The sequence below is a fragment of the Citrobacter sp. EC_71 genome (assembly GCF_019584005.1).
Taxonomy (GTDB): Bacteria; Pseudomonadota; Gammaproteobacteria; order Enterobacterales; family Enterobacteriaceae; genus Citrobacter; species Citrobacter werkmanii.
The window spans coordinates 87,857-108,695 of the sequence record NZ_VDAY01000013.1 but is presented as its reverse complement, the minus strand read 5'-3'; the positions used below and the strand labels follow the sequence as shown (position 1 = coordinate 108,695).

The following is a 20,839-nucleotide window of genomic DNA, read 5'->3' as shown; positions in this document are numbered from 1 at the left end:
ACTCGCCGGTAGAAGGGATCCTACCAATACTCATAGTGACAGCGCTCGTATTTGTACGCATACTGGGCGCTGTTGCTTTTTTGAACCAGGAAACAGAACCTCTGACAATGAATTTACAGCATCACTTTCTTATTGCCATGCCTGCTCTCCAGGATCCGATTTTCCGCCGTTCCGTGGTGTATATCTGTGAACACAATGAGAACGGAGCAATGGGGATTATCATCAATAAGCCTCTGGAAAACTTACAAATTGAAGGGATTCTGGAAAAGCTGAAAATTACCCCTGAAGCGCGAGATCCGGCTATTCGTCTGGATAAACCGGTGATGCTCGGCGGACCGCTGGCGGAAGACCGTGGATTTATTCTGCATACCCCGCCGTCACGTTTTGCATCCAGTATCCGCATTTCAGATAACACCATCATCACCACCTCCCGCGATGTATTAGAAACCTTAGGTACGCAGGAGCAACCCTCTGAGGTGCTGGTTGCGTTAGGCTATTCATCATGGGAAAAAGGCCAGCTGGAACAAGAACTGCTGGATAACGCCTGGCTTACGGCCCCCGCCGATCTCAACATCTTGTTTAAAACGCCGATTGCCGACCGCTGGCGTGATGCGGCAAAACTTATCGGGATAGATATTCTTACCATGCCTGGCGTGGCGGGACATGCCTGATGAGCGGAACATTACTCTCTTTCGACTTTGGTACAAAAAGCATTGGCGTCGCAATTGGTCAGCGCATTACCGGTACCGCGAGACCCTTGCCCGCGATCAAAGCACAGGACGGTACGCCGGACTGGAATCTGATTGAACGTCTGCTGAAAGAATGGCAGCCGGACGAAATCATTGTCGGCTTACCGCTCAATATGGATGGCACCGAACAACCCCTTACCGCACGCGCACGCAAGTTTGCTAACCGTATTCATGGTCGTTTTGGCGTTACCGTGACGTTGCATGATGAGCGTTTGAGCACCGTCGAAGCCCGTTCCGGTCTGTTTGAGCAAGGCGGGTACCGGGCACTGAATAAAGGTAAAGTGGACTCCGCTTCTGCCGTTATTATACTCGAAAGCTATTTCGAGCAGGGCTACTAAAGCCGTCCCTGCGCCTGGCGCTGCTGCTGGCTCTGCGTAAACGTCTGCATGCCTGTCTGTTGCCCGGTTTGCATTATGCCGGGTAGCTGATGCGTTTTCCCTTCACGGATCAGGTTACCGACAGCGGGCGTGTTGACGAGCAGTTCGAATAGCGCCACGCGCCCTCCCTGCTTATCTTGTTCCAGCTTTTGCGCAAGCACTGCCCGCAGGCTGTCTGCCAGCTGATTACGCACCGGATCTTTCTCCTGTGCAGGAAAGGTATCCACCAGCCGCGCAATGGCCTGCGCCGCCCCTCGCGTGTGTAATGTTGCCAGCACCAGATGCCCGGTTTCCGCAGCCGTTAACGCCAGACGAATGGTTTCCACGTCGCGCAGCTCGCCCAGCAGAATGACGTCAGGATCTTCGCGCAGCGCGCCGCGCAAACCGGCGGCGAAAGAAGCGCAGTGTACGCCCACCTCCCGTTGTTGAATAAGACAACGCTGGCTGGTGTAGCGATATTCAATGGGATCTTCCAGCGTCAAAATATGTCCCGCAACGTGCTGGTTAAGATATGCCACCATCGCCGCCAGGGTCGTTGATTTACCGCTGCCGGTAGCACCGGTCACCAGAATTAATCCATTTTCACTGTGCAGTAGCTCAGGTAAGGCGGCGGGAGTCTGGAGATCATCTAAACATGGGCAATCAAGCGGCAACAGCCTTAGCGCCAGAGAGATTCCCTGCTGATGAACAAATGCGCTCGCGCGCAGACGCCGTGAGTTCGCCAGCGTAACGGCAAAATCCATCTGCCCCTGTTCCCGCCACTGTACCTGTTGTTGCTCACTGAGCCAGCACATCAGCAATTTCTCCACGTCAGGCGTGGAAAACGGTGCATTTTCGACTTTTCCGCGTATGCGCCAGCGCGCAGGCCATGCATTGCACAGGTGTAGATCCGACACGTTATGCTTTACACTAAGGGCCACTATTTCTTCCATATTCATATGAACATCCTCGGAAAATGAACGATATCGCGCATAACCTGGCACATGTCCGGGACAAAATCTCAGCCGCCGCGACGCGTTGCGGGCGGTCTTCAGAAGAAGTTACGTTGCTTGCAGTCAGTAAAACCAAACCTGCGAGCGCCATCGAAGATGCCATTGCCGCAGGTCAGCGAGCCTTCGGTGAAAATTATGTTCAGGAAGGGGTGGATAAAATTCGCTACTTCCGGGAACAAGGCGTCAACGATCTGCAATGGCACTTTATCGGCCCGCTGCAGTCCAACAAAAGCCGTCTGGTCGCTGAACATTTTGACTGGTGCCATACCATTGATCGTCTGCGTATCGCTACCCGTCTGAGCGAGCAGCGCCCGGCACAACTGCCGCCGCTGAATGTGCTGATACAGATTAATATCAGCGATGAGAACAGTAAGTCGGGTATTCCGCTGGCAGAGCTTGACGCATTGGCCGCTGAAGTCGCCGCATTGCCGCGTATTAACCTGCGTGGTCTGATGGCAATTCCGGCGCCTGAGTCAGATTATGTAAGGCAGTTTGAAGTTGCACAGCAAATGGCTGTAGCATTTACCGGGTTGAAAACACGCTACCCAGGCATCGACACCCTCTCACTGGGGATGTCTGATGATATGGATGCCGCAATTGCGGCGGGTAGCACGATGGTGCGCATTGGCACCGCCATTTTTGGTGCTCGTGATTACACTAAAAAATAAGGAAAACTAAGGAACACCATGAATACGTTGACCTTCCTGCTCTCAACGGTAATTGAGCTGTATACCATGGCGCTGCTGCTACGCGTGTGGATGCAATGGTCTCGCTGCGATTTTTACAACCCGTTCTCGCAGTTTATAGTGAAAATCACTCAGCCTGTTATTGGGCCGTTACGCCGTGTGATTCCCCCGATGGGGCCGATTGACAGCGCCTCGGCATTAGTTGCGCTCGTTCTCAGCTTTATCAAGGCAATCGTGCTGTTTAAGGTGGTCACGTTCCAGCCGATTATCTGGATCGCCGCCGTACTGATTGTCCTCAAGACCATCGGGCTGCTGATTTTCTGGGTACTGCTGGTGATGGCAATTATGAGCTGGGTCAGCCAGGGCCGTAGCCCTGTGGAATATGTACTGATCCAACTGGCAGACCCGCTGCTGCGTCCTATCCGTCGTATACTCCCGGGCATGGGCGGCATCGATTTCTCGCCGATGATTCTGGTTCTGCTGCTCTATGTGATTAACATGGGTATCGCGGAAGTGTTACAGGCGACAGGCAATATGCTGCTGCCGGGGCTGTGGATGGCGCTATGAGTGCCGTTACACCCTGCGACGACGGTCTGGTTTTACGGCTCTACATTCAGCCTAAAGCCAGCCGTGACAGTATTGTGGGTTTACATGGCGACGAAGTTAAAGTCGCCATTACCGCCCCGCCGGTGGATGGGCAAGCGAATAGCCATCTGGTGAAGTTTCTCGGCAAACAGTTCCGTGTGGCAAAGAGCCAGGTCATCATTGAGAAGGGCGAGCTTGGCCGTCACAAACAGGTTAAAATCATTCATCCGCAACAGATCCCGCCCGAAATTGCGGCGCTAACTGATTAGGTATCCCATGCAAAAAGTTGTCCTCGCGACCGGCAATGCCGGTAAAGTGCGTGAACTCGCCTCTCTTCTGAGTGATTTCGGTCTTGATGTCGTTGCCCAAACGGATCTGGGTGTTGATTCTGCAGAAGAGACCGGGCTGACGTTTATTGAGAATGCCATTCTGAAGGCGCGTCATGCAGCGCAAATTACCGGACTGCCGGCCATTGCTGATGACTCCGGTCTGGCGGTGAACGCCCTTGGCGGCGCGCCAGGCATCTATTCGGCCCGCTATTCCGGCGAAGATGCGACCGATAGGCAGAACCTGGAAAAACTGCTTCATACCCTGCAGGATGTTCCTGATGACAAGCGCCAGGCACAGTTCCACTGTGTGCTGGTGTATATGCGCCACGCAGACGATCCAACACCGGTAGTGTGCCACGGAAGCTGGCCGGGTATTATTACCCGTGAACCTGCCGGAAATGGTGGCTTTGGCTACGACCCGATATTCTTTGTGCCGACTGAAGGGAAAACGGCGGCTGAACTGACCCGTGAAGAGAAAAGTGCGATTTCTCACCGCGGACAGGCGCTGAAGCTGCTGCTGGATGCCCTGCGTAATGGTTAAGCTTCCGCCGCTAAGTCTTTATATTCACATCCCGTGGTGCGTGCAAAAATGCCCGTACTGCGACTTCAACTCGCATGCGCTGAAGGGCGACGTTCCTCATGACGACTATGTGCAGCATCTGCTGAGCGATCTGGATACTGAGGTGGCCCACGCCCAGGGACGTGAAGTAAAGACCATTTTTATCGGTGGTGGTACGCCGAGCCTGCTTTCTGGCCCGGCAATGCAAACGCTGCTCGACGGCGTGCGCGCACGTCTGAAGCTGGCCGCGGATGCAGAAATCACGATGGAGGCGAATCCTGGTACGGTGGAAGCCGATCGCTTCGTTGATTATCAACGCGCAGGCGTAAACCGAATCTCCATTGGCGTACAAAGCTTTAGCGCCGCCAAACTTAAGTGTCTGGGACGTATTCACGGGCCGGAAGAAGCCAAACGTGCAGCACACCTGGCGAGCGGTCTGGGGCTACGTAGCTTTAATCTCGATCTGATGCACGGCCTGCCGGATCAGTCGCTGGAAGAAGCATTGAGTGATTTGCAGCAGGCCATCGCGCTCAACCCGCCGCATCTTTCCTGGTATCAGTTGACCATCGAACCCAACACGCTATTTGGTTCACGTCCGCCGGTTCTACCGGACGATGACGCACTGTGGGATATTTTTGAGCAAGGCCACCAGTTGCTGACTGCAGCGGGGTATCAGCAGTACGAAACCTCAGCCTATGCGAAGCCGGGCTATCAGTGTCAGCACAATCTCAATTACTGGCGTTTTGGCGACTATCTTGGCATTGGCTGTGGCGCGCACGGCAAAATCACTTTCCCGGACGGACGCATTTTGCGCACCACCAAAACGCGGCATCCACGCGGATACATGCAAGGACGTTACCTGGAAAGCCAGCGTGATGTTGCCGAAGCCGACAAGCCGTTCGAGTTCTTTATGAATCGTTTCCGGTTACTGGAGGCCGCGCCGCGTGCAGAATTCACGCAATACACTGGGCTTGCCGAAGACGTTATTCGTCGACAGATTAATGCAGCTATCGCCCAGGGTTACCTGAGTGAATGCGATGAATACTGGCAGATTACCCAACACGGTAAGCTGTTTTTGAATTCGCTGCTGGAGCTGTTTCTGGCGGAGTAATACGGTAACGATGTAGGCCGGATAAGGCCTTGAGCCGCCATCCGGCCAATTGCCTGATGGCGCTGCGCTTATCAGGCCTACAGGGTTAGGGCGATAAGCGCAGCCACCTGCATCGATTAATACTGATTAAACATTTCCTGGATCTGCTTAGGATCCTTGGTTTGCGTCAGCGCAAGCTGCAGCAGAACACGCGCTTTTTGCGGGTTCAGAGAACCTGAAGCCACAAAGCCGTATTTCGCATCATCAACTTCAGCATCCTGCGTGGTGGAGCCGGTTGGTACACGGGAGGAACGCACCACGACGGTACCTTTATGCGCGGCAGTGGCCAGCGTATCGAATACCGTTTTATACAAGTTGCCGTTACCTACACCCGCACTGACGATACCCGCATAACCCGCGTCGACCAGCGCTTTGGCTGGCAGATCCGAGGCGTTAGCGTAGTTGTAAACAATCCCCACTTTCGGCAGTTCGGTCAGCTTAGACACATCGAACGGAGTAGACGTGGTGTGCTTACGCGCAGGCGTACGCTGGTAGTCAATCTTGCCGTTATGGATGTAGCCCAGCGGGCCATAGTTAACGGATTTGAAGGTGGCTACATCGGTAGTGTTGGTTTTGGTCACGTCGCGACCATCCATCACGGTGTCGTTCATCACCACCAGCACGCCACGGTTGGCAGAGGCTTTGTCTGCAGCCGTCACCACTGCGTTATACAGGTTGAACGGGCCATCGGCGCTCATCCCTGTAGACGGACGCATTGCACCCACCAGCACTACCGGCTTGTTGCACTTGACGGTCAGGTCGAGGAAATAGGCGGTTTCTTCCATGGTATCCGTACCATGTGTCACGACAAAACCGTCGGTTTTATCACACTCGGTGTTAATCTTTTTCGCCAGCGTTAACCAGACGTCGTCATTCATATCCTGAGAGCCGATGTTCACCACCTGCTCGCCTTTAACAACCGCGATGTCTTTCAACTGAGGTACGGCTTCAACCAGATTCTCTACGCCTACCTTGCCTGCCGTGTAGTTAGATTTTGTCGCGGAATCACCACCGCCGGCAATGGTCCCGCCGGTTGCTAAAATAGTGATGTTTGGCAGTGCAAGCGCCGCGCCGCTGAAACCCATAACCAGTGCGGCAAGTGCCGTTTTCTTGAAAAACTCCATGTTATTTCTCCAGTTACTTGAATTTGCAGCATTATGTCTATCTTACAGATGAATAATGTGACGAGTTGCAATTAACCAGATTTATATCTCCATCAAATTGCCATTCTTAGAGATGGATATCAAAAAAACAGAAAGATACAAAATAAAACGGCACAGAATGTTTCTGTGCCGTTAATAAGAGGTGAAGATTATTTCAGCGTGCTAACCAGCGTTTTACGATCATTTTCCAGCGTCACGACGCGGGCACAAACATCTTTGCCAAACTGCTGGAAGTCTTGTTCCTGATTCTTCCATTCGTTCTGAATTGAGGTTTGCAAACCACCGAGGCTCCCGAGCACGCCCTGCAGCGGGTTACCACCGCCTTTGAGCACAACTTTGGCGCCCATCTCGTTGATGCTGTCCTGCAAAATGCCGCCCATCGCCTGATTCACTAATTGCTGCCCGTCGGCGCGGACCTGGTCAATCGCCTTATAGTGGAAGGTCAGCCCATCAGTACGATGTTCGATGATGCGGTTCATCTGCGCTTTCAATTGCGCATCCAGCTTGGTTAAGCGGCCACGCATGTTGCTGCTTTCACCGACCTCTTTGGCGATGATTTTGTCCAGCGCCACGCGACCTTTCTCTACGCGCGTTCTGGCACCTTCGTCAATCCACGGCAGGCTGCTACGCAACGCCGCCTGATAATCTTTAGCCTGCTCACGCTGTGCGGCGTTGAGGTTGTACTGCTTACCGTTAAAGGTGACATCACCGGTCTGGGTAATGACCAGATCGCCGTTTTCGCCTTTTACCTGCACCGTTTGTGGGCTCAAAATCACATCGTCACGTGGGGTGACGCTGCACTTGTAATCGGCATGTGCGGCCATCGCCGTGAACGTGAGGACTGCCGCCAGCAGCGTTTTGCGCATCATATCTTTCCCTCAATACAAATCGGGCCGGCATTTGCCGACCCTGTGCTACTTAGTCCCACCAAATATCGAAAAGTTCGCTGGTACGCACTTCTTCAAGTTTGTGCTCTTCCAGCCACTTACGCACGATAGCCTGATGTTCTTCGGTGCATTTGCCGATTTCCTGCAGACAGATCAGACCTTCCCAGGCCAGATAGCCGCTGCCGTCAAAGGCCAGTTTGTTCGGTTCGATAACCTCATTGATAAAGTCATCAACGATTTTATCGACCTGCTCTCCAGATGTACCTTCCGGGAAACGCCATGCAACCGAAAATCCTATTTCCTGGAATTCGTCGATGTGCATTTTTTTACGCAGACGACGGCTACGGTTCTTTGCCATTATTTCACCCTCTCGAACATTAAGTCCCATACGCCGTGGCCAAGACGATGACCACGTTGTTCAAATTTGGTTACCGGGCGCGATTGTGGGCGCGGTACATAATCGTTACTCTCTGACTGGTTTTTATACCCGTCAATCGAGGACATCACTTCCAGCATGTGCTCCGCATACGCTTCCCAGTCGGTTGCCATATGGAACACACCGCCCAGCTTCAGCTTACTTAAGATATGCTCAGCAAACGGTACCTGAACGATACGGCGTTTATTATGACGTGCTTTATGCCATGGGTCAGGAAAAAACAGCTGAACCATAGATAAAGAATTGTCAGGAATCATTTTATGCAGGACTTCAACGGCATCATGGCACATGACGCGCAGGTTCTCGACGCCCTCTTCATGGGCGGAAGCCAGACACGCGCCAACGCCCGGCGAGTGTACCTCAATGCCGAGGAAATTTTGTTCCGGACGCTCTTTCGCCATTGCTACCAAAGACGCTCCCATACCGAAACCGATTTCCAGCGTGACTGGCGCATCGCGACCAAACAGTGCAGCGAAATCCACAGGCTCTTCGCTGAACTCAACGCCCATCACCGGCCAGTAGTTTTCCAGCGCGTGTTCCTGCCCTTTCGTCAGTCGCCCCTGGCGACGAACAAAACTACGAATCCGGCGCAGCGGGCGGCCGTTTTCATCAAATTCCGGTGAAATGACGTCGTTCTTCATAAAAGTTTAGTCTGCTGTGTTTGAGTTCTGAAAACGGGCATTATCCAAAGTTAGTTGCCGGATGCAAGTAAAGGAAGAAAGTGAGCAGCGGAAAGTTCCGGTTTACACCCCGTTGCCGCTGTGCTGCAATCTTGCCCCCGGCAATAATGAAACGGTAATCATGCAAGCCTCTCAATTTTCAGCTCAGGTTTTGAGCTGGTACGACAAATACGGGCGCAAGACGCTGCCCTGGCAAATTGACAAGACGCCTTACAAAGTATGGCTCTCTGAGGTGATGCTGCAACAAACTCAGGTTGCCACTGTTATCCCCTATTTTGAGCGCTTTATGACGCGCTTCCCGACGGTAACGGATTTGGCCCATGCGCCGCTGGATGAAGTCCTGCATTTATGGACCGGGCTGGGCTATTACGCCCGTGCGCGTAATTTACATAAAGCCGCGCAGCAGGTTGTGTCGCTGCATGGCGGTACTTTTCCGCAAACCTTTGATGAGGTAGCCGCCCTGCCAGGTGTTGGGCGTTCCACCGCAGGCGCGATCCTTTCACTCTCTCTGGGTCAGCATTTTCCGATTCTCGACGGTAACGTCAAACGCGTGCTGGCTCGCTGTTATGCTGTAAGCGGCTGGCCGGGGAAAAAAGAGGTCGAAAAAAGACTGTGGGAGCTGAGCGAGCAGGTTACGCCTGCCCACGGCGTTGAGCGGTTTAACCAGGCGATGATGGATTTAGGCGCTATGGTTTGTACACGTTCAAAGCCTAAATGTTCGCTATGTCCGCTAGAGAATGGCTGTGTAGCGGCCGCCAATGCAAGCTGGGCGCTGTATCCTGGTAAAAAACCCAAACAGACGTTACCGGAACGTACAGGCTATTTTTTACTGCTGCAGCATGATGACGAAGTGCTGCTCGCGCAGCGACCGCCCAGCGGCTTATGGGGTGGTTTATACTGTTTTCCGCAGTTTGACGACGAAGATGGACTGCGCAACTGGCTGGCGCAACGACAAATTAACGCAGATAATCTGACCCAACTTAATGCGTTTCGCCATACCTTTAGCCATTTCCACTTAGATATTGTGCCTATGTGGCTTCCCGTGTCTTCATTCAGTTCATGCATGGATGAAGGCAATGCGCTCTGGTATAACTTAGCGCAACCGCCATCTGTTGGACTGGCGGCTCCCGTGGAGCGTTTGTTACAGCAATTACATGCCGGTACACAGGTTTAACGTAGCGGTCGATAGAGAGGATTTTTTATGAGCAGAACGATTTTTTGCACTTTCCTGCAACGCGAAGCAGAAGGCCAGGATTTTCAGCTGTACCCGGGCGATCTGGGAAAACGCATTTATAACGAGATTTCTAAAGAAGCATGGGCGCAATGGCAGCATAAACAGACCATGCTGATTAACGAGAAAAAACTCAATATGATGAACGTCGAACACCGTAAGTTACTGGAACAGGAGATGATTAACTTCCTGTTTGAAGGTAAGGATGTGCATATTGAAGGCTATACGCCAGAGTCATAAAAACCGTTGCCGGATGGCGCTGCGCTGATCCGGCCGACGATTTAATCTGGTCCTTGCAAATAACAAACACAACACGCACTCCCGGAATGATGAAAAAATTTCTCGCGCTTGCCGTTATTGCGCCGTTGCTCATCTCCTGTTCCAGCTCGACCAAAAAAGGCGATTCCTATAACGAAGCCTGGGTCAAGGATACCAACGGTTTTGACATTCTGATGGGGCAATTTGCCCATAACATTGAGAATCTGTGGGGATTTAAGGAAGTGCTGATTGCGGGTCCGAAGGATTACGTAAAGTATACCGATCAGTACCAAACCCGCAGCCACATCAACTTTGATGACGGTACGATAACCGTCGAGACCATTGCCGGGACAAATCCTGCCGGGCATCTGCGTCGGGCAATTATCAAGACGTTGCTGATGGGCGATGATCCGGGTTCTATCGATCTCTATTCTGATGTCGACGACATTAAGATTTCCAAAGAGCCGTTCCTGTACGGACAGGTGGTCGATAATACCGGCCAGCCAATTCGTTGGGAGGGACGTGCAACCAACTTTGCCAACTACCTGCTGCAAACACGACTTAAAAGCCGCAGCAATGGTCTGCGTATCATTTATAGCGTAACGATCAATCTGGTACCAAACCACCTTGATAAGCGCGCGCATAAATACATCGGCATGGTGCGTCAGGCATCGCGTAAGTATGGCGTCGACGAGTCGCTGATTCTGGCCATCATGCAAACCGAATCTTCGTTTAACCCGTATGCGGTCAGCCATGCCGATGCGCTGGGACTGATGCAGGTGGTACAGCACAGTGCCGGTAAAGATGTGTTCCGCTCGCAAGGGCGCTCAGGCACACCTAGCCGCAGTTTTCTGTTTGACCCGGCCAGCAACATTGATACCGGCACGGCTTATCTGGCCATGCTCAACAATGTCTATTTGGGCGGCATTGATAATCCAACCTCGCGTCGCTATGCGGTGATCACCGCGTATAACGGCGGTGCTGGCAGCGTGCTGCGCGTGTTCTCGAATGATAAAATTCAGGCCGCGAATATCATTAACAGCATGTCGCCGGGAGACGTTTATCAAACTCTGACCACCCGACACCCATCAGCTGAATCACGCCGATACCTTTACAAGGTCAATTCCGCACAAAAATCATATCGACGTCGCTAATGTATCCCTCTTCTGCCCCCTAAAACGGGGGCCAGAAGAGCCAAAAGTGTTAACCACATCACTCTTTTGCCTTGCAATTAGAAATTGTTTGCAAATATTTGTCACAGGTAACAAAAAAAGAGTGCTTCTCATTGATAGAATCACATCATATAGCCACGGCAAATGTGCCTTTTAAAACATTCATCCGCATTACGGTGTGAGGAAATTAACATGAATCTTAAGCTGCAGCTGAAAGTTCTCTCGTTTCTGCAGTTCTGCTTATGGGGTAGTTGGCTGACTACTCTCGGCTCCTATATGTTTGTCACCCTTAAATTCGATGGTGCATCCATTGGCGCGGTGTATAGCTCGCTGGGGATCGCCGCCGTGTTTATGCCGACGCTGTTAGGGATCGTGGCCGACAAATGGATCAGTGCGAAGTGGGTTTACGCCCTTTGCCATCTGGTCGGCGCAGGAACACTGTTCGCCGCAGCCGAAGTCACCACGCCAGGCGCCATGTTCTTTGTGATCTTGCTTAACTCTCTGGCCTATATGCCAACGCTGGGGTTAATCAACACCATCTCCTACTATCGCCTGCAATCAGCCGGAATGGATATCGTAACTGACTTCCCGCCAATCCGTATCTGGGGCACCATCGGCTTTATTCTGGCGATGTGGGCAGTAAGCTTCTCCGGCTTTGAACTGAGCCATATGCAGTTGTATATCGGTGCGACATTGTCCCTGATATTGGTACTGTTCACCCTGACGCTGCCGCATATTCCGGTCGCCAATCAGCAGAAAAACCAGAGCTGGTCGTCTATGCTGGGTCTGGATGCCTTTGCGCTGTTTAAAAACAAGCGCATGGCGATTTTCTTCATCTTCTCAATGATGCTGGGCGCGGAGCTGCAGATTACCAATATGTTTGGTAATACCTTCCTGCACAGCTTCGACAACAACCCGCTGTTCTCTGGTAGCTTTATCGTTGAACACGCATCGGTGATGATGTCGATTTCACAGATTTCTGAGACGCTGTTTATCCTGACCATCCCGTTCTTCTTAAGCCGTTACGGTATTAAGAACGTGATGCTGATCAGTATCGTCGCGTGGATGCTGCGCTTCGGCCTGTTTGCCTACGGCGATCCTACGCCGTTCGGTACCGTACTGCTGGTTCTGTCGATGATTGTTTACGGCTGCGCCTTCGACTTCTTCAACATCTCTGGCTCCGTGTTCGTGGAGAAAGAAGTTCGCCCTGAAATTCGTGCCAGCGCACAGGGTATGTTCCTGATGATGACCAACGGCTTCGGTTGTATTCTGGGCGGTCTGGTGAGCGGCAAAGTGGTTGAACACTACACCCTGAACGGTATTACCGACTGGCAGACCGTGTGGCTGATCTTCGCAGGTTACTCGCTGGTTCTGGCTTTTGCCTTCGTTGCGCTGTTTAAATACAAACACGTGCGCACTCCGGCAGGCGCCCAGACTATCGCGCACTAATCTTTATTGATTAAAGAAGGTCACCATCAGGTGACCTTCTTTTTGACCAGTTCGTAAGCCGGATAAGCGTTTAGTGCCATCCGGCTTTTACTTCAGAACATATCCATACAGACGCTTAATGCCGTCTGCATCCGTCTCACTGTAAACGCCTTGCAGCTCCGGCGAGAAACCAGGCAGCAGGTTTACCCCCTCTTCCAACGCCAGGAAGTATTGTTGCACCGCCCCGCCCCAGACTTCACCCGGTACCACGCACAGCACGCCCGGAGGATAAGGCAGCGCACCTTCCGCCGCAATGCGGCCAGCGGCATCACAAATACGCACCAGTTCAACATCACCACGAATAAAAGCGCTGTTCGCATCCTGCGGATTCATCGCCACGGCAGGCAGACTCTCCTGACGGAACATCGCTTTTTGCAGATCTTTCACATCAAAGCTGACGTACAGTGAGTGCATCTCCTGACACAGTTCACGCAGCGTGTAATCCCGGTAGCGCACCGGATACTTGTTGAAGATAGTGGGCAGCACTTCAGCCAGCGGCGTGTCGTTCTCAATGTGTTGCTCAAACTGCGCCAGCATCGCCACCAGTTGCGCCATTTTCTCTGCGCTTTCAGCCGGGGTCAGCAGGAACAGAATCGAGTTGAGGTCGCATTTCTCTGGCACAATGCCGTTTTCACGCAGGTAATGCGCCAGAATCGTCGCCGGAATACCAAACTCAGTATATTGCCCGGTTTGCGCATCAATGCCCGGAGTGGTTAACAACAGCTTGCAGGGATCGACAAAATACTGGTCGCGCGCGTAACCGGAAAAACCATGCCATTTTGCGCCAGGCTCAAAGCTAAAGAAGCGACGCTCGCTGGCAATCACCGCCGTCGGATAGGTTTCCCATGGTTTGCCATCAACCACCGGGGGAATAAACGGCTGAATCATCTTACAGCGGGCAATAATCGCTTTGCGGGCCTCGATTCCCAACGCCACGCATTCCGCCCATAGCCGACGACCGCTCTCTCCTTCATGGATTTTAGCGTTAACATCCAGCGCCGCAAACAGCGGGTAAAACGGACTGGTGGAAGCATGCAGCATAAAAGCGTTGTTCAGCCGCTTATGCGGACAGAACCGCGCCTGGCCGCGAATGTGGTTATCCTTTTTGTGGATCTGCGAGGTTTGCGAGAACCCGGCCTGTTGTTTGTGTACTGACTGAGTGACAAAGATCCCCGGATCGTTAGCATTAAGCTCCAACAGCAGTGGTGAGCCATCGGCCATCATCGGGATAAATTGCTCGTATCCAACCCATGCGGAATCAAACAGGATGTAATCGCACAGGTGACCGATCTTGTCGATCACCTGCCGGGCGTTATAGATCGTGCCGTCATAAGTGCCGAGCTGAATGATCGCCAGACGGAACGGACGCGGCTGGTCAGCCTTTTGTGGCGCAACTTCACGGATCTGCTGACGCAGGTACTGTTCATCAAAGCAGTGCTCATCAATGCCGCCGATAAAGCCAAACGGATTACGCGCCGCCTCCAGATAAACCGGCGTGGTGCCCGCCTGGATCAGCGCGCCGTGGTGGTTCGACTTATGGTTGTTACGGTCAAAAAGCACCAGATCCCCACGCGTCAGCAGCGCATTGGTCACCACTTTATTGGCCGCAGAGGTCCCGTTCAGTACAAAGTAGGTTTTATCCGCGTGGAAAACTTTAGCGGCAAATTTCTGCGCATGTTTCGCTGACCCTTCATGAATCAGCAGATCGCCAAGCTTAACGTCAGCGTTGCACATGTCCGCACGAAACAGATTCTCACCAAAGAATTCGTAGAAATGCCGCCCCGCAGGATGCTTCTTAAAAAATTCACCGTGTTGGTGCCCCGGGCAGGCAAACGTGCTGTTCCCCATTTCGACATACTGGGTCAGTGTGTCGTAGAACGGCGGCAGCAAATCTTCTTCATACTGACAGGCAGCAGATTCCAGCTCCAGCCACTCCTGAGCCTGACCGCGAATGACCGCATTTACGCCCGCTGGCACATCCACATTAGACTCCGCGAACAGAAACACGGGTAAATGAAAACCTGTGCGTTTAAGCAAAGCAAGGATCCCGCTGCGGCTGTCCGCAACGGTAATGACGACTGCCGCAACGTCAGTAAAATCGGTACTGTCCAGCGAGACCACCTGACGATGGCTGGACAGACGAGAGACCAGTTCACCACTGGCGGCAATTTTCATTGATTTCATAAGCGCAATAACCCGTTTCGGGAAAATCAAAAGTCCCGGCAAAGCTGCGTTGCTTTGCCCACGAAATGACAGGTCAAACTGGTTACCAGCCCCGACCGCCAGACATCAGTAAAAGCAGATAGCCTCTGATCTTACTGTTATCCTGCAGTGAGCGTGCGCTGCCTTCACCGCATGGTGGGAGCGGGAAGATATGTTGCAGGAAGGGGCAAGCGTCGCGCAAAAAGGCGATATTGAAGGCGATGTAGGGGGAGTAATTTCATCCCAGGCAGCCCCATTCAGACAGGAGAAAATTCGCGCAATCATGGCACCTTTCACTTACAGGCGCAAGATAAAATCCAGAGCTAAAACCTCACAGATAAACAAACATTTTGTCTGAAATTAGCGGCATAATAATGCAATCTGAAACATAATTTCACCCAGTCAATTTTCTTTAGTTTCAAGATGATAATGGGTATGCAGGAGCAAACGTGGTAATCGGACCGTTTATTAATAGCGGCGCCATTTTATTTGGCGGCGTTCTCGGCGCACTACTCAGCCAGCATTTACCGGAGCGCATTCGGGTCTCAATGACCTCCATATTCGGGCTGTGCTCTTTGGGAATTGGTATCTTGCTGGTTATCAAATGCGCCAACCTGCCGGTAATGGTTCTGGCAACGCTGGTTGGTGCATTAATTGGCAAGTTCTGTTATCTGGAAAAAGGGATCAATACCGCAGTTGCCAAAGCGCAGCAGCTTTTCACCCGGTCAGATGCCAACACCACGCACGAATCCTTCATCCAGAGCTATGTGGCCATCATCGTGCTATTTTGCGCCAGTGGTACTGGGATCTTCGGGGCGATACATGAAGGCATGACCGGCGATCCAAATATTTTAATCGCGAAGTCGTTTCTTGATTTCTTCACTGCCATCATCTTCGCCTGTTCGCTGGGGATTGCGGTATCTGCCATTTGCGTGCCGATGCTGGCAATTCAGTTAACGCTTGCCACCTGTGCGGCACTGATTTTACCCCTGACGACGCCAGCTATGATGGCCGATTTCAGCGCCGTAGGTGGACTGCTGTTGTTGGCAACCGGTTTACGTATTTGTGGAATCAAAATGTTTGCGGTTGTGAATATGCTTCCTGCCCTGCTGCTGGCAATGCCGCTTTCCGCCGCGTGGACGGCGTTTTTTGCCTGAGAATGCGTGCAATAGCAGCAATGTGATGATAGATTGTGCAGTCTGCATTGATTTGAAGAAATTTCGTTGACGAAGCGAAGTGAATCAGGTTTAATGCGCCTCGTTGCCCGGATAGCTCAGTCGGTAGAGCAGGGGATTGAAAATCCCCGTGTCCTTGGTTCGATTCCGAGTCCGGGCACCACTATTTAAAGAACCCGCCCAAAAGGCGGGTTTTTGCTTTGGGGTATTTCTAAAATTATTCCCATCAAATAACCCCGTGATAGCAACATCACCACCACAGGGGTTCGCAATTATTCCTTCACCACAATCAGCGGTTCGATATCGCTCTCTTTTTTAATTACCAGCGACTCGTCACCGCGCAGGCAGGTACCGCCGTAGTTACCGCCTACGGTGAAGGTACAAACCTGAATATATTTACCAGCAACCTTCGGCAGACACCAAAGCTGCTGATAAATGTTCTTCTGTTCAGCAAACTTACCGCTGGTTTTATCCAGGAGCTCTTCCTGGTGGCTCACCAGATCGATGTTGCTGCCACAACGTCCTGCAATAGGTTTCACGGCATAACCGGTTTGCGCCAGCTCTTCATTAACAGTGAAATCAGTATCAAGCAGATAACGGTGGTGCGGGAACAGTTGCCAGAGGATCGGCAGAATCGCTTTGTTGCCAGGGATAACCGTCCACAGAGGTTCGAAGACCAGCACTTCCGGGCGCAGCAGCACGTCGATTAAACGCACTTCCTGATTCGTATGCCCGGTACGAATTGGCACCGCGGCGTACTCCGTTTCGCTGACCTCGCGCACCTGCTCAATCGCGGTTTCCCACGCCCAGGTCTTCCAGACGCAGTTCACCAGGCGACCGTCACCGTCAATCAGTTGACCGGCGTCATCCCAGCGTAGCTCATCCAGACCTCGCAGGATTTTGCTGTCAAACCCGGCCTGACGCAGCGCCTGCTGCATAAACTGCGCGTGATAGTTTTCTTCGATATCCTTATCCTGCATGATGTGGACAAACGGACGTGCGCGGCTGTGCTTCCAGGCCCCCGCCAGTTCGTTGATCAACCCTTCAGCCGGGTTGTGTCCCCGCCCAGTGTAGCCACGCTCGGCCCATCTTTCGAGAATCAAACCGGCTTCGGTATGGCACGAGGCTGAATCGGCGTTGTACTCATACACCTTCAGTCCGCGTTCATCCATACAGAAATCCATACGACCCGTAATCATATGATGTCGACGACGCTGCCAGGAAAGGCGCAGGCGCGGCCAGAGGATTTTAGGGATATCAAACAGCGCCAGCAGGTTGTCGTCTTTCAGCACTTTGTCAGTCGCGTGCAGATACATCAGGTGCAGCTCGTTGGTGGCTTTAATCAGCTCCTGCTCGGCACTCTCGGTAATGGTGAAGTACTGATGGGGGTCCTGATTAATCACATGGCCGTTCGCCAGCACGTAGGCTTTTTGCAGCGGATCCTGTTCATCCAGCCATTTACCATCAAATTGCCCGTTATCTTCCAGTCGTGCGCCGGCAATTTTCAGCGAGTCATTGGCTATCTCCGGCTGCGGCAGGCTGTAACGGGTATCATCGGTCTGGATCATCCAACCTAGAATGGTGGTGTCGTCAAAGGTGTCACGCAGGGTGTAACAACCGTTTTCAACCACCATCTCCAGTTCGCGCGTCCACTGCTGTCCGGGAGGCAGCGGTGTATGGAGCACGTTCTGTTCGGCAATACGGATTTTGTTTTCCAGCAACTGGGTGACGACCGCCACATGCCCGGTATCTTTAAATTCGCCGCCTTTTTGCCAGATAAGCAGAGCGCCTGCTACCGGCGCGCGGGGCGAACCATTCGGAAATGCCTGTAACGGTAGGATGTTGTCATTCACGACTTCGCGCAGGAAGCGTAAGGAGAAGATCTCCCAGGCCATGCCAACATCGGTGAAGACCACGCCATAGTTAAGGAAGAGAAAGCGGCGTGCGAACTCTACGCACTGCCATTTGTGGCCCATGTATTCATCGTCGATATAGCTGCGAAATGCCGCATCATCGTCGTAGTCCCGTGGGTCGAGGGAGCTGTAATCTGAAGAGTAGATTGCTACGCCACCTGGGGCGTAGCCCAATAATGTCCCGAATGGGGCATCCTGACTGGTCGTTCCTTTGCTCATGCACCTTACCTCAAAACAATACAGCCTGAGCAGGTTGGCGTGAATTTTTCGCTCTGATTGCCTGCTCTGCGACACTAACCGGACAGAGGTCGACATCATCATACACCTCAACGCAGCGGCTGGCGCTCAGAGGCGAAAAATTCACAGCAGGAACTACGCTTTTGTCAGGGTGACCGGTACGCTTTTATACGCCGGAGTCAAACTTTGTGTGTCTACCGCATCCAGCGAAAGCAGGACATTCGCTTCAGGCAGATAAGCGCCAACAGAGCCTGCCGCCATGTTGTAAATCACCACCGTTAAACCGTGCATAACACGTTCCGCACAGGGCTGGCCGTTGTCGTCCAGCGCCTGAACGTTGACCACATCTCCCTGGCTCAGACCGCGAGCCGCCGCTTCTTCGGCGCTTAAAAACACCACATCACGCCGACCGGTAATGCCACGATAGCGATCGTTCATACCATAGATAGTGGTGTTGTACTGATCGTGGCTGCGCAGCGTCGCCAAAACTAACGCATCCGCAGGTTGGTTTTCCCGCTCCACCGCTTGCTGATGACTGACGATAAAGTTGGCTTTACCATTCGGCGTTCGCCACTCACGGCGCGAAGCAGGCGTATCCATGCGAAATCCGCCCGGCTCGGCAATACGTGCGTTGTAATCGTGGAATGCCGGGATCACGGCTTCAATGGCGTCACGAATCAACGCGTAGTCTCCGGTTAACGCTTCCCAGTTGATCGGCGAAAGCGGTAGCGTGGCACGAGCCATGCCCGCCACAATCGCGGGTTCCGATTTTAGCCATCGGGAAGCCGGTTTCAGCGCGCCGCAGGAGGCGTGAACCATCGACATCGAGTCTTCGACGGTCACCGACTGAATCCCCGTCGCCTGCATGTCGCGCTCCGTTCGGCCTAATGCAGGTAGCAGGTAGTTATGCTTTGCCAGCAGCAGATGCGATCTGTTCAGTTTGGTCGCCACATGGACCTGCAGATCCAGGCTTTTCATCGCCGCAAAAGTACGCTGCGGCTGCGGCATCGCCACCGCCAGATTACCGCCCATGCAAATGAGCGCTTTTGCCTCTCCCCGTTCGATGGCACGAATGCTCTCCACGCTGGAGCGGCCATGCTTGCGCGGCACGCTGATAGCGAAATGCGACTCAAGGCGTTGCAGGAACTCTTCGGGCGCCGCTTCGTTGATCCCCACAGAACGATCGCCCTGCACGTTAGAATGACCGCGCAACGGGCAGATCCCCGCGCCGGGCTTACCCATATTGCCTTTCAGCAACAGCAGGTTTACCAGTTGCTGAACGTTCTCAGTGCCGTTTTTATGCTGGGTGATCCCCAACCCGTAACAAATAATGGTGGCGCGGGATTTGTTGTAGCTGTGTGCGAGGTCCTCCATCTGACTGCGCGTCAGTCCGGAATCCTGTTCCAGTTTTGCCCAGCTACACTGGCGTAAATCGTCATACAGCGTCGAATAGCCCTCGGTATGCTCATGAATAAAAGCATGATCGAGGCAGGGCTGTTGATCCAGTAAGATCCGCGCTTCATCCATTTCGATCAGCGCTTTCATTATGCCTTTGAGCAGCGAGCCGTCACCGCCTATTTTAACCTGATAGTAATCGCTGCTTAGCTCCGTGGCCTGGCCGCCGAACATCTCTTTTGGGCTTTGCGGGAAGCTAAAGCGCTCAAGCCCCCTTTCGTTCAGCGGGTTGATGGAGATAATTTTGGCCCCACGTTTGGCAACGTCGCGTAAGGTGGTCAGCATGCGTGGATGGTTAGTGCCCGGGTTATGCCCGATACAAATCACCAGATCGCAGTGGTCAAAGTCGTCCAGTTCAACGGTCCCTTTCCCAAGGCCAATGGCTGGTGTTAACCCTGCGCTGGTCGGCCCGTGGCACATGTTAGAGCAATCAGGGAAGTTACTGCTGCCGTATTCGCGGGCAAACAGTTGATACAGAAATGCCGCCTCATTTGAGGTTCTGCCGGAAGTGTAAAACTCAACTTGTTCCGCAGAATCATAGCTGCGCAAGCGCTCACCGATCTCGTGGAAGGCGATATCCCAATCCACTGCCTGCCAGGTGTCTGACGCTGCATCGTATTTCATTGGATGCGTCAAACGACCAATGTTTTCCAGTTCATAATCGCTGTAGTGCCAGAGCGTAGAAACCGGATGACGGCTGAAAAATTCCGGTGACGCTTTCTTACTGGTTGTCTCCCAGGAAACCGCCTTAACGCCATTTTCGCACAGCTCCATTGGCGCACGATGCCCTGGGTCCGGCCACGCACACCCCGGACAATCGAACCCTTTCACCTGGTTCATTTTGAACATCGCGATAATGTCGCGCGCGACAGCCTTTTGCGAAAACACCGAAGCAGTGACGGCTTTTACCGCGCCCCACCCACCCGCAGGGCCCTGATAACCGCTTACTCCTGGAACACCATTTTTCATTATTACTGCTTATTCACCGCCAATTTTTGATGGTGAATACGGTAGCAATTTCCGTCCAACATTGATTTCCTCTTCATGGGGTACGGGCCAGGTACAATGAACGGGTTAGATTTGTCTTCCCCTTTCAGCACAAAGCGACATAAAGT

20 protein-coding genes and 1 tRNA gene are annotated in these 20,839 nt (G+C 52.8%); 13 read left to right on the top strand and 8 right to left on the bottom strand.

What is annotated here, in order from left to right; genetic code table 11:
- Positions 1-107 precede the first annotated feature (107 nt).
- Together FHD02_RS15450 and ruvX are read left to right on the top strand one after the other, a co-directional pair.
- Positions 108-671, top strand: coding sequence for a YqgE/AlgH family protein (locus FHD02_RS15450; RefSeq protein ID WP_032940453.1), 564 nt, complete (start codon positions 108-110; stop codon positions 669-671).
- A complete protein-coding gene (ruvX, locus tag FHD02_RS15445) occupies positions 671-1,087 on the top strand; it encodes a Holliday junction resolvase RuvX (protein ID WP_038633601.1) in 417 nt (138 codons plus the stop codon). The genes FHD02_RS15450 and ruvX overlap by 1 nt, the downstream gene beginning before the upstream one ends.
- Here the strand turns inward: ruvX and FHD02_RS15440 are convergent.
- Positions 1,084-2,064: a type IV pilus twitching motility protein PilT gene (locus FHD02_RS15440; protein ID WP_220394069.1), complete on the bottom strand. Its 981-nt coding sequence runs from the start codon at positions 2,062-2,064 to the stop codon at positions 1,084-1,086. The two genes, ruvX and FHD02_RS15440, sit on opposite strands and share 4 nt — an antisense overlap.
- A 17-nt stretch (positions 2,065-2,081) precedes the next feature.
- Between FHD02_RS15440 and FHD02_RS15435 the strand changes: the two genes are divergently transcribed.
- The 5 genes from FHD02_RS15435 to hemW are packed head-to-tail and all read left to right on the top strand — an operon-like array spanning position 2,082 to position 5,388.
- A complete protein-coding gene (locus FHD02_RS15435) occupies positions 2,082-2,786 on the top strand; it encodes a YggS family pyridoxal phosphate-dependent enzyme (RefSeq protein ID WP_220394068.1) in 705 nt (234 codons plus the stop codon).
- A gap of 18 nt (positions 2,787-2,804) precedes the next feature.
- Positions 2,805-3,371 (top strand): YggT family protein, encoded by a 567-nt coding sequence (locus FHD02_RS15430; RefSeq protein WP_038633609.1) that lies wholly within the window; start codon positions 2,805-2,807, stop codon positions 3,369-3,371.
- Positions 3,368-3,658 carry a DUF167 family protein YggU gene (yggU, locus tag FHD02_RS15425; RefSeq protein ID WP_042310947.1) on the top strand — a complete coding sequence of 97 codons (291 nt, stop codon included), beginning with the start codon at positions 3,368-3,370 and terminating at the stop codon, positions 3,656-3,658. The genes FHD02_RS15430 and yggU overlap by 4 nt, the downstream gene beginning before the upstream one ends.
- Before the next feature lie 7 nt (positions 3,659-3,665).
- A complete protein-coding gene (locus tag FHD02_RS15420; RefSeq protein WP_038633614.1) occupies positions 3,666-4,259 on the top strand; it encodes an XTP/dITP diphosphatase in 594 nt (197 codons plus the stop codon).
- Complete coding sequence (hemW, locus tag FHD02_RS15415) at positions 4,252-5,388, top strand: radical SAM family heme chaperone HemW (protein ID WP_220394067.1); 1,137 nt, start codon at positions 4,252-4,254, stop codon at positions 5,386-5,388. Before FHD02_RS15420 ends, hemW begins: the two co-directional genes overlap by 8 nt.
- A 116-nt stretch (positions 5,389-5,504) precedes the next feature.
- Here hemW and ansB read toward each other — a convergent pair whose 3' ends face one another.
- The 4 genes from ansB to trmB form a co-directional block, all read right to left on the bottom strand.
- Positions 5,505-6,551 (bottom strand): L-asparaginase 2, encoded by a 1,047-nt coding sequence (gene ansB, locus FHD02_RS15410; protein ID WP_038633619.1) that lies wholly within the window; start codon positions 6,549-6,551, stop codon positions 5,505-5,507.
- A 188-nt stretch (positions 6,552-6,739) separates the two neighbouring features.
- On the bottom strand, positions 6,740-7,459 hold the full coding sequence (locus FHD02_RS15405; protein WP_220394066.1) for a DUF2884 domain-containing protein: 720 nt from the start codon (positions 7,457-7,459) through the stop codon (positions 6,740-6,742).
- A 49-nt stretch (positions 7,460-7,508) separates the two neighbouring features.
- The gene (locus FHD02_RS15400) at positions 7,509-7,835 is read right to left on the bottom strand and encodes a YggL family protein (RefSeq protein ID WP_006686835.1); all 327 of its coding nucleotides are present in this window, start codon (positions 7,833-7,835) and stop codon (positions 7,509-7,511) included.
- Positions 7,835-8,554: a tRNA (guanosine(46)-N7)-methyltransferase TrmB gene (gene trmB, locus FHD02_RS15395; protein WP_061382440.1), complete on the bottom strand. Its 720-nt coding sequence runs from the start codon at positions 8,552-8,554 to the stop codon at positions 7,835-7,837. The genes FHD02_RS15400 and trmB overlap by 1 nt, the downstream gene beginning before the upstream one ends.
- Positions 8,555-8,714: 160 nt before the next feature.
- Here trmB and mutY point away from each other — a divergent pair, with 160 nt between their 5' ends.
- From mutY to FHD02_RS15375, 4 genes are all read left to right on the top strand, one after another.
- Positions 8,715-9,767, top strand: coding sequence for an A/G-specific adenine glycosylase (gene mutY, locus FHD02_RS15390; protein ID WP_137360732.1), 1,053 nt, complete (start codon positions 8,715-8,717; stop codon positions 9,765-9,767).
- A gap of 27 nt (positions 9,768-9,794) precedes the next feature.
- The gene (locus tag FHD02_RS15385; protein WP_003027126.1) at positions 9,795-10,064 is read left to right on the top strand and encodes an oxidative damage protection protein; all 270 of its coding nucleotides are present in this window, start codon (positions 9,795-9,797) and stop codon (positions 10,062-10,064) included.
- Between the two features lie 86 nt (positions 10,065-10,150).
- Positions 10,151-11,236: a membrane-bound lytic murein transglycosylase MltC gene (gene mltC, locus FHD02_RS15380; RefSeq protein WP_220394065.1), complete on the top strand. Its 1,086-nt coding sequence runs from the start codon at positions 10,151-10,153 to the stop codon at positions 11,234-11,236.
- A gap of 210 nt (positions 11,237-11,446) precedes the next feature.
- Positions 11,447-12,703, top strand: a complete 1,257-nt coding sequence (locus tag FHD02_RS15375; RefSeq protein ID WP_220394064.1) for a nucleoside permease — start codon at positions 11,447-11,449, stop codon at positions 12,701-12,703.
- An 87-nt stretch (positions 12,704-12,790) separates the two neighbouring features.
- On the opposite strand, the gene FHD02_RS15370 is transcribed toward FHD02_RS15375, so the two are convergent.
- The gene (locus FHD02_RS15370) at positions 12,791-14,926 is read right to left on the bottom strand and encodes an ornithine decarboxylase (protein WP_220394063.1); all 2,136 of its coding nucleotides are present in this window, start codon (positions 14,924-14,926) and stop codon (positions 12,791-12,793) included.
- Between the two features lie 467 nt (positions 14,927-15,393).
- On the opposite strand from FHD02_RS15370, the gene FHD02_RS15365 reads away from it, so the two are divergent.
- Together FHD02_RS15365 and FHD02_RS15360 are read left to right on the top strand one after the other, a co-directional pair.
- The gene (locus FHD02_RS15365) at positions 15,394-16,101 is read left to right on the top strand and encodes a DUF554 domain-containing protein (RefSeq protein ID WP_220394062.1); all 708 of its coding nucleotides are present in this window, start codon (positions 15,394-15,396) and stop codon (positions 16,099-16,101) included.
- Between the two features lie 105 nt (positions 16,102-16,206).
- A tRNA-Phe gene (locus FHD02_RS15360) sits at positions 16,207-16,282 on the top strand.
- Between the two features lie 109 nt (positions 16,283-16,391).
- Here the strand turns inward: FHD02_RS15360 and gss are convergent.
- Positions 16,392-18,251 (bottom strand): bifunctional glutathionylspermidine amidase/synthase, encoded by a 1,860-nt coding sequence (gss, locus tag FHD02_RS15355; protein ID WP_220394061.1) that lies wholly within the window; start codon positions 18,249-18,251, stop codon positions 16,392-16,394.
- Between the two features lie 153 nt (positions 18,252-18,404).
- Positions 18,405-20,693, bottom strand: a complete 2,289-nt coding sequence (locus FHD02_RS15350) for an FdhF/YdeP family oxidoreductase (RefSeq protein ID WP_220394060.1) — start codon at positions 20,691-20,693, stop codon at positions 18,405-18,407.
- Between the last annotated feature and the right edge of the window lie 146 nt (positions 20,694-20,839).